Annotated in this window: 11 protein-coding genes; 2 read left to right on the forward strand and 9 right to left on the reverse strand. The window is 47.2% G+C overall.

The window, feature by feature from the left end:
* The first annotated feature begins 16 nt into the window (after positions 1–16).
* Both BXP28_RS13035 and BXP28_RS13040 read left to right on the forward strand, forming a co-directional pair.
* Positions 17–1,168 (forward strand): polysaccharide deacetylase family protein, encoded by a 1,152-nt coding sequence (locus BXP28_RS13035; protein ID WP_023483418.1) that lies wholly within the window; start codon positions 17–19, stop codon positions 1,166–1,168.
* A 62-nt stretch (positions 1,169–1,230) separates the two neighbouring features.
* Complete coding sequence (locus tag BXP28_RS13040) at positions 1,231–1,380, forward strand: YfbR-like 5'-deoxynucleotidase (protein ID WP_264366238.1); 150 nt, start codon at positions 1,231–1,233, stop codon at positions 1,378–1,380.
* A 92-nt stretch (positions 1,381–1,472) separates the two neighbouring features.
* On the opposite strand, the gene mdh is transcribed toward BXP28_RS13040, so the two are convergent.
* The 9 genes from mdh to BXP28_RS13085 form a co-directional block, all read right to left on the reverse strand.
* Positions 1,473–2,414, reverse strand: coding sequence for a malate dehydrogenase (gene mdh, locus BXP28_RS13045; protein WP_023483419.1), 942 nt, complete (start codon positions 2,412–2,414; stop codon positions 1,473–1,475).
* 25 nt (positions 2,415–2,439) lie between these two features.
* Positions 2,440–3,738, reverse strand: a complete 1,299-nt coding sequence (gene icd / locus BXP28_RS13050; protein ID WP_023483420.1) for an NADP-dependent isocitrate dehydrogenase — start codon at positions 3,736–3,738, stop codon at positions 2,440–2,442.
* 106 nt (positions 3,739–3,844) lie between these two features.
* Positions 3,845–4,957 carry a citrate synthase gene (gene citZ, locus BXP28_RS13055; RefSeq protein WP_023483421.1) on the reverse strand — a complete coding sequence of 371 codons (1,113 nt, stop codon included), beginning with the start codon at positions 4,955–4,957 and terminating at the stop codon, positions 3,845–3,847.
* 420 nt (positions 4,958–5,377) lie between these two features.
* Positions 5,378–5,824 carry an acyl-CoA thioesterase gene (locus tag BXP28_RS13060; protein WP_023483422.1) on the reverse strand — a complete coding sequence of 149 codons (447 nt, stop codon included), beginning with the start codon at positions 5,822–5,824 and terminating at the stop codon, positions 5,378–5,380.
* Positions 5,825–6,000: 176 nt separating this feature from the next.
* Complete coding sequence (gene pyk / locus BXP28_RS13065) at positions 6,001–7,755, reverse strand: pyruvate kinase (protein ID WP_036655239.1); 1,755 nt, start codon at positions 7,753–7,755, stop codon at positions 6,001–6,003.
* Positions 7,748–8,722 (reverse strand): acetyl-CoA carboxylase carboxyl transferase subunit alpha, encoded by a 975-nt coding sequence (gene accA, locus BXP28_RS13070; RefSeq protein WP_023483424.1) that lies wholly within the window; start codon positions 8,720–8,722, stop codon positions 7,748–7,750. The genes pyk and accA overlap by 8 nt, the downstream gene beginning before the upstream one ends.
* Positions 8,712–9,578 carry an acetyl-CoA carboxylase, carboxyltransferase subunit beta gene (gene accD, locus BXP28_RS13075; RefSeq protein WP_024095135.1) on the reverse strand — a complete coding sequence of 289 codons (867 nt, stop codon included), beginning with the start codon at positions 9,576–9,578 and terminating at the stop codon, positions 8,712–8,714. The genes accA and accD overlap by 11 nt, the downstream gene beginning before the upstream one ends.
* A gap of 94 nt (positions 9,579–9,672) precedes the next feature.
* Positions 9,673–9,864, reverse strand: coding sequence for a hypothetical protein (locus tag BXP28_RS13080; protein ID WP_024095136.1), 192 nt, complete (start codon positions 9,862–9,864; stop codon positions 9,673–9,675).
* 352 nt (positions 9,865–10,216) lie between these two features.
* Positions 10,217–13,873 carry a DNA polymerase III subunit alpha gene (locus tag BXP28_RS13085; protein WP_024095137.1) on the reverse strand — a complete coding sequence of 1,219 codons (3,657 nt, stop codon included), beginning with the start codon at positions 13,871–13,873 and terminating at the stop codon, positions 10,217–10,219.
* Positions 13,874–14,048: the final 175 nt, after the last annotated feature.

Raw genomic sequence — 14,048 nt, forward strand, 5'->3', positions numbered from 1 at the left:
ATAAAGGAGTAATTACATGAATTGGAAGTGGCTATCCGGCACCCTGCTTGCCTCCCTGCTAGGGCTCACCCTTATACTCCAGCCTATTCAGGCTGAACAAAAGAATCCTTCTTACAGAGACCAAGTAGCGGTGCTCATGTATCATCATATTCACGACACGGACAAAAGCTCCGGTACCGTGACGACCCGGTTATTTGAAGACCAGATCCGGTACTTGAAAGACAAAGGCTATCATTTTATTTCCCTTACCGAATTTAAGGCGTTCATGAAAGGGGCCTCCGTCCCTTCCAACGCAGTACTGGTTACGCTTGATGATGGCTATAAGAGCGTATACGAGAATGCCTATCCTGTTCTAAAAAAGTATGAGGTTCCCGCTGTCAGCTTTGTCATTACGGAAACACTGGATGATCCGGAATCCTCTTATATTCCTCCTATGTCCCGGGATGAACTCTATCAAATGACGCATGAAACGGATTTCATCGACATCCAGTCCCATACCCATGCTTCTCATCGGAAGCTGGGTAACAATCAAGCTGCGCTCGTAGGCAGAGAAACTGTGGACGGGAAGGAAGAAACCAAGGAACAGTACGAACAGCGCATTCTTAAGGACGGAAAAACTTCTATTGAACATCTGAGCAGAATTTACGAACGGCCTGTAGACACGATTGCGTATCCTTACGGAATTATTAATACCGAAAGCATCCGCTTATTGAAGAAAAGTGGGTTTCAATACGGGTTTACCATCATTCCGCAAATGGCCACCAGAGACGCTGATCCGATGCGAATTCCCCGCATTAATGCCGGCAGTCCCTGGATCACACCTGAGCGTTTGGATCGTATTATTCAAAAAAGAACGATCCCTATACCGGACAGCCCGGATTTCTTTCCGCTTGACGATGCAATGAAACAGCTTGGTGGCGATATGCAGCTGGATCATCAAAAAGTGATCATCCGCTATCAAGACCGGTATTGGGTAGGTAAAATACGCAGCATGGAACTTAGAGGAACTGCCGGGATACTCCGACTTAAAAAGCCTTTACTGCTTCGCGGGGGACGCCCCATGATTTCCTGGAAAGATCTGCAAACTTTAACCCGACAACAGGCCCAGTATGATCCGGCAACCAGGCAGATAAGCTTAAGAAAACCCTTAATGACCCACTCTTCTTAAGGAGCTGTAATTATGGAAAGCGACTTTTTTGCCTACATGTACAGACTGAAACATATCGAACGTTGGAGTCTGATGCGCAATACCGAGAGTTTGGAACAGCCAGGAAGCAGACAGAAGAAGCCATCAGGCAGCTAAATATGCCTGAAGTGGAGTATTTCCTTACCCACCTTGCCCCAAGCGTCGAGAAAACACTCGACGAACTATCCATGTAGACCCGCATTTTTTATGTCATAACTTTCCGTTTTCCAGCTACATATACATGAATACAGGGCCGTTGATGACTCAACAGCCCTGTTTGTTTTGACTAAACGCTCACTACTTGGATGACATTCCGTACGGACTCTGCGGATTTATCGAGCGCCGCTTTTTCTTCCGCTGTAAGCTCAAGTTCGAATACTTTCTCAATTCCGTCTCCCCCAAGAAGGGTAGGGACGCCCATAAACAGGTTATCGTAGCCGTATTCTCCTTGCAGGAGGGCGATGGAAGGAAGAACCCGTTTTTTGTCCTTTAGAATGGCTTCCGTCATTTGGACAAGGGAAGCGGCCGGTGCATAGTAGGCGCTTCCGTTGCCAAGCAGATTGACGATCTCTCCTCCGCCTGTACGGGTACGCTTGACAATTGCATCAATCCGGTCTTGTGGAATCAGCTTATCAATTGGAATACCACCAACGCTGGAATAGCGGACAAGCGGAACCATGTCATCACCGTGACCACCCAGAACAAATCCGCGCACATCTTCCACTGATACATTCAGTTCCTGGGCGATAAATGTGCAGTAACGTGCGGTATCCAAAACGCCGGATTGGCCGATTACACGGTTTTTAGGAAACCCTAGAGTCTGATAAGCCGTATACGTCATCGCATCAACAGGATTGCTCAGGATAATGACAATACTATCCGGACAATACGTTTTTACATTCTCGCAAACTGATTTGACGATACCGGCATTGGTGTTTACAAGATCATCCCGGCTCATACCAGGCTTACGGGCTACACCTGCCGTGATAATAACCACATCAGATCCCTTGGTATCCTCGTAGTTCGAAGTACCGATAATTGTACTGTCAAATCCCTGAACCGGGCTGGCTTCAAGCATGTCCAATGCTTTTCCCTTTGTAGGGTTCTCCAGTTGAGGAATATCAACCAGCACGACGTCTCCCAATTCTTTTTGAGCCAGCATTAATGCTGTGGTTGCCCCCGTAAAACCAGCACCTACAACCGTTATTTTTTTACGACGAATGGCCATTTTCCGCTACCTCCGTAGATTAGTATTAGTCCATGTTTTTAATGATTTCACTGCCGAATTCCGAGCATTTGATTTCCTTGGCGCCTTCCATCAGACGTGCAAAGTCGTAAGTGACCGTCTTGTTGTTAATGGAAACGGCCATCCCTTTATAGATCAGGTCAGCTGCTTCCAGCCATCCGAGATGTTCCAGCATCATAACACCGGAAAGAATGACCGATCCCGGGTTCACAACATCCAATCCTGCATATTTAGGAGCCGTACCATGTGTGGCTTCAAAAATCGCATGTCCTGTTACATAGTTGATGTTAGCTCCGGGCGCAATACCGATTCCGCCTACTTGGGCAGCCAGGGCATCAGACAGGTAATCACCGTTCAGGTTGAGGGTCGCAATCACATCAAAATCATTCGGACGGGTCAGAACCTGCTGCAGGGCAATATCGGCGATGGCATCTTTTACGATGATTTTGCCTGCCTCTTCGGCCTCTTTTTGTGCCGCATTAGCCGCTTCAACGCCCTGCTCTTCCTTAATACGGTCATACTGGGCCCAGGTGAAGGTATTATCTCCAAACTCCTTTTCGGCCAGTTCGTAACCCCAGTTCTTGAAAGCACCCTCGGTAAATTTCATGATGTTTCCTTTGTGCACCAGGGTGACGCTCTTGCGGTTATGCTTGATTGCATATTTAATAGCCGCACGGATCAAACGGCTGGAGCCTTCTTTGGAGACAGGTTTGATGCCAATTCCGGATGTTTCAGGGAAACGAATTTTGTTCACACCCATCTCATTTTTGAGGAATTCTACCACTTTCTTAACTTCTTCGCTGCCTTCCTGGTATTCAATACCGGCATAAATATCTTCCGTATTTTCACGGAAAATGACCATGTCCACGAGTTCAGGACGTTTTACCGGAGACGGTACTCCGTCGAAATAGCGGACCGGACGAAGGCAAGTATAGAGGTCCAACTCCTGACGCAGCGCAACGTTCAAAGAACGGATACCTCCGCCAACCGGAGTGGTCAGAGGCCCTTTAATAGCAACAATATATTCACGAATGGCAGTTAACGTATCGTTAGGAAGCCAGCTTCCAAATTTGTTGAAAGCTTTCTCCCCTGCAAATACTTCATACCAGGCAATTTTCTTCTCACCTTTATAGGCTTTTTCTACAGCCGCATCCAGCACACGTTGAGCGGAGGCCCAGATATCGGGACCTGTTCCGTCTCCTTCGATAAAAGGAATAATAGGATTGTTTGGCACCTGCAGTTTTCCGTTTTCAATCGTAATTCTCTCGCCTTCGGCGGGCAGTGAGTAGCTTTCAAATTGTGGCATCTCTCAAATTCCTCCTATCAATATAATAAATTCCTTAAGGCAGGTTCACACCTGCCTCTCCTTATTATGGATAATGTAGGGATATAGCGCAAATCCTCTTTTACAATTAGCGCGACTCTATAGGTATGAATCTTTGATTAACAGGCCCCGTATATTCAGCACGCGGACGGATGATCCGGTTATTTTCATACTGTTCCAGGATATGGGCAGCCCAACCGGCTGTCCGGCTCAAGGCAAAAATCGGGGTAAACAAATCTCTCGGAATTTGAAGTGCGGTATAAACAGAAGCAGAATAAAAGTCCACGTTAGGCTTCAGTCCCTTTAGATTATGAATAAGCTCTTCAATCCGGATAGACATGTTATACCACTTCAAGTCGCCTGTTGACTCTCCAAGCTCTTTGGACATCTGTTGAAGATGCTTGGCACGGGGATCACCCGTTTTGTAAACACGGTGCCCGAATCCCATGATTTTCTCTTTATGTTCGATTTTCTTTGTGATATAGGGTCGAATATTATCCTCTGTCCCGATTTCCTCGAGCATTGCCATTACCGCTTCATTGGCTCCTCCGTGAAGAGGCCCCTTGAGGGCTCCAATTGCAGAAGTAATGCCGGAATAAATATCAGATAATGTTGCAACGGTAACACGGGCCGCAAAAGTAGATGCATTAAGTTCATGATCCGCATGGAGGACGAGTGCTTTGTTCAGTGCTTCCGCAGCTGTGGAATGAGGTTCTTCCCCTGTCAGCATATACAGGAAGTTGGCTGCGATCGTATCATGCCCTGCCGGCGGTAATGGCTCTTTGCCTTCCCGGATGCGAGCAAAAGCAGCAATAACGGCAGGAAGCTTGGCTTGCAATCTGATTGCTTTGCGGATATTAGCTTCCCGGCTCATATCACCAGCTTCCCTGTCGTAGAAAGAAAGACTTGATACCGCGGTACGCAAGGCAGCCATGGAATTTGTATCTTTCGGATACAGCTTCAACTGCTGAATGATACCATCCGGAATGGACATATTCTCATTCAAGTCTTTGCGAAGCTGTTCCAACTCGGACCGGTTTGGCAGTTTGCCGAACCAAAGTAAATAAATAACCTCTTCGAAAGAGGCGCGTTCTGCCAATTCATCGATATCAATACCCCGATAAGTTAAAACGCCGTCAATGATCGAGCTGATCGAAGACGTCGTAGCGACAATGCCTTCCAAACCTTTGGTTGCTGTCATTGGAATCTCCCCTTAATTCACTTGAATTTACAAAAATTGCTTATTCCCTTTAGTTCAATAATAAAGGATTTTAGAAATTCTGTGAACAAATTTAGACATAAAAGTTCATTATCAGTACAATAAACAAAGTTTGTTATACAGCTTGATAATGGGGAAAACCGCATTATATCCATTACTTCTTATCAAAAAAGTATACTATGTAAGCCTATTCACGTATGTTTTTAATAAAAACAAGAACAGGCAAATTCAGACAGTTCCGGTTCATTAGTTGAAACTGTTTTTCAATTTATTTGCATTTCGCGTGAAAATGGATACAAACAAATTTTTCTTAAAAGTATATGAAATGGATGAAATTTAAAGTAACCCGGATCCGGCTGAATCGCCGAACCCGGGCCGGGATAAATCTAAATAGGCAGGACTTCATGCGTTTTCCTGCAAAAATAAGAATAACTCTGGAGCTTCCTTATCTATACGTACAGGATTCCAGGAACGGTTAATCCATACGTGAACCGTCGTTCCTGTAACAAGGAGTTCCCCGGCAGGGTCTTCATTCTGCTGTTCCGCTTCCGCCTTTCTTCTGATTTCATAAGTAAAAATAATTTTGCTTGGAGTAAAGGATTCGATCCGCGAGTACACTGTAATGGCATCGTCGTATTTTGCCGGCCTGCGGTACCGGAGATTTGTCTCGACTACAGGAAGTAATAGCCCCTGCTCCTCCATTTTGGCATAAGGGTATCCCATTTCCCTGATAAACTCCGTACGGCCTACTTCCAGCCAAATTAAATAATTGGCATGATATACGACACCCATAGCATCCGTCTCCGCATATCTCACCCTTAAATGATGTTCTTTCCACGGAAAACTCATGGCATGACCTCCCCTAATTTCCTGTTTCTTTCTAAACTTTTAAAAAAAGAGTGAAACAGAGAAATCAAGCTCTGGTTCACTCCTTAGTTTAAGCATTTTGCTTAACCAATTAAAGCGATAAACAAACATCTTAGGGATTTATGCAAGCCTGTTTATGTCAAAGTCCGTTTGGTGTATTAAAGAACACGGGCTCTTCCTGAATAAATTACACCAACCTCCGGATAGACAGACACTTCCATACCGTCTTTCATCAAATCAAGGGCACGTTCCACCCCAACAATTACCGGAATACCCAGGCTAACAGCCACTACTGCCGCATGAGAAGTAATTCCTCCAAGTTCCGTAATCAATGCGGAAGCTTTTTCAATAGCCGGCATATAGTCTTTGTCTGTGCTGCGGGCCACCAGAATCGCACCGTCCGTCATTTTATTCAGAGCTTCCTCTGCGGAAGAAGCCGAGCATACGTTACCGGTAATGTTTTGGGAACCGATTCCCGTTCCTTTTCCAATCATTTCACCGATTTGATGCACTTTCATCAGGTTGGTGCTGCCGGAACTTCCTACAGGAACTCCTGCTGTAATGATAACGATGTCACCCAGTGATACTGCACCGGTTTTTAGACTGCTTTCCACCGCTTGCTCGAACAGTTCATCGGTTGTACTTGCATGACCGCGAAGTACAGGATGTACCCCCCAAACCAGACTGAGCCGACGCATCATACGCTCGGTTTTGGTTACGGCAATAATCGGGGATTCCGGGCGGTATTTGGATACCATACGTGCTGTAAAGCCGCTTTCGGTAGCCGTAATAATCGCTTTTGCCTCCAATTCCAATGCAGCATTGGCTACGGCCTGGCTGATGGCCTCAGTTACCGTCACCTGCAGAGCATTGGCCCGATGGAGAAAGATTTCACGATACTGCAGGGCTTGTTCCGTACGCTCTGCAATACGGGCCATGGTTTGAACCGCTTCTACCGGATATTTTCCGGCAGCTGTTTCTCCAGACAACATAACAGCATCTGAACCGTCGAATACAGCGTTGGCCACATCACTGGATTCCGCGCGGGTCGGACGAGGGTTGCGCTGCATGGAATCCAGCATCATCGTTGCCGTAATAACCGGCTTCCCTGCCAGGTTGCATTTTTTGATCATTTCTTTTTGTGCGATCGGTACTTCCTCCGCAGGGATTTCTACACCAAGATCACCACGTGCCACCATTAAACCGTCAGAAACCTCGATGATCTCATCCAGGTTTTCGACGCCTTCCTGGTTTTCAATTTTCGGGATGATTTGAATGTGGGTTGCGTTATGATGCTCCAATAATTCACGGATTTCAAGCACATCGCTTGCTTTGCGAACAAAAGAAGCGGCAATAAAATCCACATCCTGCTTAATGCCGAATCTGATGTCATTAGCATCCTTTTCAGTGATTCCTGGAAGGGCAATTTTTACCCCAGGAACATTCACGCCTTTCTTGCTTTTAATAGCTCCCCCATTTACAATGGTGCACTCAATATCAGTTTCGTTGATGCTGTCAACCCTAAGGCCGATCAGACCGTCGTCAATTAAAATGGTGAACCCTACTTGAACATCCTTAGGAAGATTCTGGTAAGTAATGGAAATGCGATTCGCATCCCCAAGAATTTCTTCCGTTGTCAGTGTAATTTTATTTCCCTGAACAAGCTCGATAGGTTCTTCCTTCAGATTGCCCGTACGAATTTCCGGTCCTTTGGTATCTAATAGGATAGCCACATTTTTCCCGGTTTCCTGCGATGCCTGACGTATGGTCTGAATCCGCTTTCCGTGTTCCTCATAGTCTCCGTGTGAGAAATTAAGACGGGCCACGTTCATGCCCGCGTTCATCAACTTTTTCAGTATTTCCAGAGATTCACTTGCTGGGCCGATTGTACAAACGATTTTAGTTTTACGCATGGTTTCCCTCCTGTGTGAATGTAAACCTGCCGATCTCCCTGAATTTCCGGTATCGGTCTTCTTTGAGCTCCTGTTCCGACATGGTAAGCAGCGGCTGCAAATGTTCAAGAAGTGCAGCTTTTATGTAATCCGCCTGCTTCTCCCAATCCCGGTGAGCACCGCCTTTGGGCTCTGGAATCGTTCCGTCAATTACCCCCAGTTTCTCAATATCTTTGGCGGTAATTTTCATTGCCTCCGCCGCATGCAGGGACTTTGAAGCATCATTATATAGTATAGAAGCGGCACCTTCGGGGCTAATTACCGAATAGATAGAATTCTCAAGCATGAGAACCCGGTTGCCGACACCCAAAGCCAGCGCTCCTCCACTACCACCTTCACCAATCACTATGCAGATAATCGGCACACGCATTGATGCCATTTCCAACAAATTGCGTGCAATAGCCTCCCCTTGCCCGCGTTCTTCAGATGCGATGCCGGGGTAAGCTCCCTTCGTATCGATAAATGTAATGATTGGACGTTTGAACTTGTCCGCCTGTTGCATTAGACGCAACGCTTTCCGGTACCCCTCCGGATGGGGCATTCCAAAATTGCGGGCAATGTTGTCTTTAGTATCTTTACCCTTTTGGTGGCCAATAACCGTGACCGGTCTGCCCTCCAGTTTGGCGATACCACCGACGATAGCCAGGTCATCACCATATAGGCGATCCCCATGAAGCTCTATAAAATCAGTAAAAATGGATTGTATATAGTCCATGGCTGTAGGCCGGCCAGGATGTCTGGCCAGCTGCATTCTTTGCGGTGTGCTCATGTTGACATACAATTCATTCTCCAATTGCTCGTATCTTTCTTCTAAACGTTTGATTTCTTCCGAGAAATCAATCTGTTTCTCCTCGCCGAACTTTTTCAGTTCCTCGATTTTGGCACGCAGCTCTACCAGAGGCTGCTCAAAAGACAGTTCACCCGCCATAATTCGCATCCCCCTTCATCATGTGCATATCCAAAATGGCTGTGAGTGTCGCCCTCATTTCCTTCCGGTGCACGACCTTATCCAACTGGCCGTGCTGAAGGTTAAACTCTGCAGTCTGGAAGTTATTCGGCAGTTTTTCCCGAATAGTTTGCTCAATCACACGACGTCCGGTAAAACCGAATGAAGATGCCGGTTCAGCCAGGATAATATCGCCAAGCATAGCAAAGCTAGCTGTAACTCCGCCAAAGGTCGGATCCGTTATGACCGAAACAAATAATCCACCAGATTCGTTCAACTTGGAAATGGCAGCACTTGTTTTGGCCATCTGCATCAGGCTGAGAATACTTTCCTGCATACGGGCCCCGCCGGAAGTTGAGAAGAGAATGACAGGGTACTGCTTCTGAATAGCTTTTTCAACGGCCCGGGTTATTTTCTCCCCGACTACGGACCCCAGGGAACCGCCCATAAAATCAAAGCTCATGGCTCCAATAACCACAGGAAAACCGCCAATTGTTCCTTCCCCAGTCACAATGGCGTCTTTCAATCCGGATCTGGACGAAGCCTTAGCCAGCTTGTCCTTATAATCAGGGAACCCCAACGGATCTTCAGATATCATCTGATCATCATATTCAAAAAGCCGTTCGTCATCAAGTGTCATACGAACGCGTTCCATCGCGTTTAATTTGTAATGATAACCGCACGCGAGGCACACTTTCAAGTTCTTCTCAAGTTCTTTGCTGTATTGAATGGTACCGCAGCGCGGACATTTATTCATTAAGCCTTCTGGAATATCCCTCTTTGTTTTTTCGGAAGGGATGGTTGCGTATTTTCGCTTTTGAAATAGATCCTTTAACACATTCACACCTCACTGGCTTCATAATCCTGCTTCGCCCGCTACTTCTAGCCTTTGTGTTCCAATACCGGAAGAAGATCAATCTGCCTTTCCCGCTTTACTTGTTATGCAAAATGGAATTCAGTACTTCCTGCACCTCTTCCACTTCACCTTCGGGAACTAAGATTTCGAACTGATTCTTCGACATGCTGACTCCCCGGACCTGAACCAGGAAACCTTCTTCTGTCAGTCTATCTTTTATTCGCTCTGCAATATTCGCTGTGGGAGCAATATAAATTACTGTCCACATGGAAAAACCTCCTACAAGTTTGCTAAGGGCCAGGGTGCTGCTGTTCTCTCTAAATTCAATTTATCTCTCTGCCTACCCCGCAACTTCAGCTTCCCGCCTCGTGTACCTATACAATGGATTAATGATACCATATGTCCACTTTTTCCCGCAACAAAACAACTCATTATTAAAGGGGACAAAACCCAAGTTAAAAGTACCATTTCCCCCCTTCACTCCATATTTATTCCTTTTATTCGACCGTTCCATGCAAATTTTCAAGGTAAACGCTTTATTTGGTTTGTTAAAAAGCCCTCCCACCCGGACCTTTTCGCTGCTTGGTCCTGGCGGGTAGGCTTTTTGTTCCTTTACTTTTTCATTTCACTCTGATGCTGGATGCTCCCAATAAGGTTTCCACTGCCTGAAACAATTCAGGTGACGGTTTTACCCGGTAAGCATCACTTAAAGCCACGGCTTTCTGATTACGTTCGTAGAACAGAGCAACCTGCAAGTGTCCGCTGTGTTTCTGCAAAAGCTGCTTCAGGGGAACCAGTTTCCCCTGTTCCTCATGATCTGGGGATATTTTGATATAGACCCTCTGGTTCTTCCCTGTTTTTCCGATTCCCGCTTCCCCGGCATTATCCACGGTTAAAACTTTTTGCCTCGAATGGCTCCCGGACTTCCCAAAACTTACCTGGCCATTATGAACAGCACCATTTTTCCTAATGTCCCCATTTTTATAAAAAAGCTGATAAATAGCCGGATCATCAGGACCGCAGACAACATCTGCCAAAAGTTTAGGCATATCTTCATCCTGGTGCTGCAGCTTTGCCTTTACAAAAACGACACGTCCTTTCTGGACAAGTGGAGCTGCCCCCTTCCATACTTTGGGGAAAAGGACGATCTCTACTTTGGCAATCCGGTCTTCCAGCTCCATAAAGGCCATCGGTTCCCCTCTTTTGGTCACGATGGTCTTGCTGGATGCGACCATGCCTGCCACAACCACTTCACTGTGATCGGGATACTCTTGCAGTTGGTAAAGCGGATCTGCTTCCAGCCTGCCCAATAGATCCTCATGCGCATCGAGCGGATGACCGGACAAGTACATTCCGATCAATTCCCGCTCGTAATCCAGCTGCTGCAGCTTAGTCAGCATCGGCACGTCAGGGACCTCTACCTCCCAATGCGGCTCTTCTACAAAGCCGAACAAGTGCAGCTGGAGATCGTCCTTCTCTTTCCTCCACTTTAGTGCCGCCTCCGCCGTATCATCAAGCATGGCCACAAGCTGGGCTCTATGACCCGGCAGCGTGTCAAACGCGCCGGCTTGAATCAATGATTCAATGACACGCTTATTGCAGATACGCAGATCAACGCGCCGGCAAAAATCAAGCAGGCTCGTAAACGTCTCTTTGCGCCGCTCCTTGAGCACCGCTTCAATGGCGCTTGCTCCAACATTCTTGATGGCCGCAAGCCCAAAGCGGATGGCTCCATTCACGGGGATTTTATCCGCCATCCCCTCCTCTGCCGGCTCGCCGGCGTACCGGGCAGGCTCCGTACCAAACCCCGGAGAAGCAACCGGAGTGAAGAGCACTCCGCTCTCATTAATATCCGGAGGAAGCACATCCAGCTTCATTCGTCTGCACTCATCGACATATTCTGCCATTTTACGTTGGTTCCCGGTTACCGCTGTCAGCATGGATGCCATGAAATGCCTTGGATAATGTGCCTTCAGATAAGCCGTCTGGAAGGCGAGTACACCGTATGCGGTCGCGTGCGCACGCGGATAGCCATAGTCCGCGAAACGGACGATCATATCATAGACATGATTCGCCTCCTCTGCAGTAAAGCCTTGGCCAAGGCTTCCCTCTACAAAATGGGAACGCTGCTCATCCAGTACCTCACGTTTTTTCTTAGATACAGCCCGGCGCAGCAAATCCGCTTCACCCAGGCTGAATCCCGCCATCCTGGAGGCAATCTGCATAATCTGTTCCTGATACACGATAATGCCGTACGTATCTTTCAAAATCGTCTCCAAGGAGGGGTGCGGATAAACCGGTTCCGTCTGTTTATGTTTGCAGGCAATATACTGCGGGATAAACTCCATCGGTCCTGGACGGTACAGGGCGAGTACGGAAATGATGTCCTCAAACCGTGACGGCTTAAGCTCCTTCAATACCCGGCGCATACCGGGGGATTCAAGCTGAAACACACCGGTTGTTTCGCCTCTGCTGAGAAGCTCATACGTTTTAGGGTCACTCTTGTCCGTCTGTGTCCAATCAACCAGCTTCCCTTCCTGCTCCTTGATCCAGGCAAGTGTACGTTCGATAATGGATAAGGTACGGAGCCCGAGGAAATCTATCTTCAGCAATCCTATGGATTCCAAATGCTCCATGGAATACTGCGTCAGGGGTGTTTGTTCAGTTCCTTCCTGGAGCGGAACATAATCGGTAAGAGGATCACGGGAAATGACAACCCCCGCGGCGTGAGTCGAAGCATGTCGGGGCATGCCTTCGACACGTTTTGCCATATTCAGCAATTCCGCTGTTTTTGGCTGCTTTTCCGCAAGCTCGCGAAGATCGCTGTTCACTTCAAGCGCATGGTCAATTGTCATGCCCAGATGGTTTGGTATCAGCTTGGCCGCTTTATCTACTTCATTGTAAGGAAGATTAAGGACTCTTCCCACATCCCGCACCGCAGCCTTGGCCGCCATGGTCCCGAAAGTAATAATCTGGGCTACACGTTCCTTGCCGTATTTACGTACTACGTAATCAATGACTTCGTCCCGCCTTTCATCATTAAAATCTATATCAATATCAGGCATGGTGATCCGTTCGGGATTAAGGAACCGCTCGAACAGCAGGTTATACTCAATGGGATCTACATCGGTAATATTCAATGCATAGGCGACAAGGCTCCCTGCAGAGGATCCCCTGCCCGGGCCGGTCATGATTCCCTGTTCATGGGCATACCGGATAAAGTCCCATACTATGAGGAAGTAATCCGAGAATCCCATGCTTTCAATAACATCCAATTCATAATAAAGCTTTTGTTCCACTTGCTTGCGGAAATCCGAAGACGGGTCATTCCACTCTTGACGGGTTCCATAGCGCCCTGAAATTCCTTCCAGGCAAAGCTGTTTCAGATATTCCGCCGCTGTAAGAGATTCCGGAATAGGTTCAAAACTTGGCAGGATAGAATGTCCTAATTCAATTTCCACCTGGCATTGGGCTGCCACTTTTTCCGTATTTAAGACAGCCTCGGGCACATGGGCGAATAAAGCGGCCATTGCTTCCCGGGTTTTCAGATAGAGCTGACTTGTCCCCATCTTCAATCTGTCCTCGTCCTCTACTGTTTTGCCTGTACCGATACAAATCAGAACATCCTGCACTTCATGATCAGGTTCCCGCACGTAATGGACGTCATTGGTTGCAATAAGCGGTATGCCGGTTTCACGGCTCAATTCAATCATACTGTGCATGACTTTCTTCTGCTCCATCATGCCGTGATCCTGAATCTCCAGATAAAAATCCTCACCAAATATAGAACGGTAACGTTCGGCGGCCTTCCTTGCGTCTTCTTTGCGGTCGTGGAGCAAATGCTGGGATACTTCACTGCCAAGGCAGGCACTCAGACAGATCAGCCCTTCCGAATGGGCTGCCAGATGCTCGGCGTCAATCCGCGGTTTATAATGGAATCCTTCCAAATGTCCAATGGAGCACAGCTTCATTAAATTACGGTAACCCGTATTATTCTTGGCAAGGAGGATCAGATGATAGATAGGCTGCTCCTGCCGATTGCCCTTCTGCCTGATAGAGCCCGTGGTGAAATAAACCTCACACCCTATGATCGGCTTGATCCCACGCTGTTTGCAGGCTTTATAAAAAGCAATTGTGCCGTACATAACCCCGTGATCGGTCAGGGCAAGAGCGGACATGCCCAGTTCCGCCGCCCGCTCCGTAAGATCATGGATACGCGCGGCGCCGTCGAGCAGGCTGTATTCACTGTGCACATGCAAATGTACAAACGAACTCACTACGTTCCATCCTCTCTGGATCCAGTTCTTAACATATTAAAAGTTTCTCGGTTTAAATCAATTTCATAACTTAGATTTCCATCCGAAGAAGTTTTATGAAATTGATTCGGTTTTTCTTTCAATTTTATCATACATCGAACACAAATTCGCCCTTTTGCTAAAGTCCGGATATTCT

Source organism: Paenibacillus larvae subsp. larvae (genome assembly GCF_002003265.1).
Lineage (GTDB): Bacteria > Bacillota > Bacilli > Paenibacillales > NBRC-103111 > Paenibacillus_H > Paenibacillus_H larvae.

What these genes read in the sequence shown, in the direction of transcription:
- BXP28_RS13035 (WP_023483418.1), top strand. Translation starts at nt 17, where the DNA reads ATGAATTGGAAGTGGCTATCCGGCACCCTGCTTGCCTCCCTGCTAGGG.
- mdh (WP_023483419.1), bottom strand. Translation starts at nt 2,414, where the DNA reads ATGGCCATTCGTCGTAAAAAAATAACGGTTGTAGGTGCTGGTTTTACG.
- icd (WP_023483420.1), bottom strand. Translation starts at nt 3,738, where the DNA reads ATGCCACAATTTGAAAGCTACTCACTGCCCGCCGAAGGCGAGAGAATT.
- citZ (WP_023483421.1), bottom strand. Translation starts at nt 4,957, where the DNA reads ATGACAGCAACCAAAGGTTTGGAAGGCATTGTCGCTACGACGTCTTCG.
- BXP28_RS13060 (WP_023483422.1), bottom strand. Translation starts at nt 5,824, where the DNA reads ATGAGTTTTCCGTGGAAAGAACATCATTTAAGGGTGAGATATGCGGAG.
- pyk (WP_036655239.1), bottom strand. Translation starts at nt 7,755, where the DNA reads ATGCGTAAAACTAAAATCGTTTGTACAATCGGCCCAGCAAGTGAATCT.
- accA (WP_023483424.1), bottom strand. Translation starts at nt 8,722, where the DNA reads ATGGCGGGTGAACTGTCTTTTGAGCAGCCTCTGGTAGAGCTGCGTGCC.
- BXP28_RS13080 (WP_024095136.1), bottom strand. Translation starts at nt 9,864, where the DNA reads ATGTGGACAGTAATTTATATTGCTCCCACAGCGAATATTGCAGAGCGA.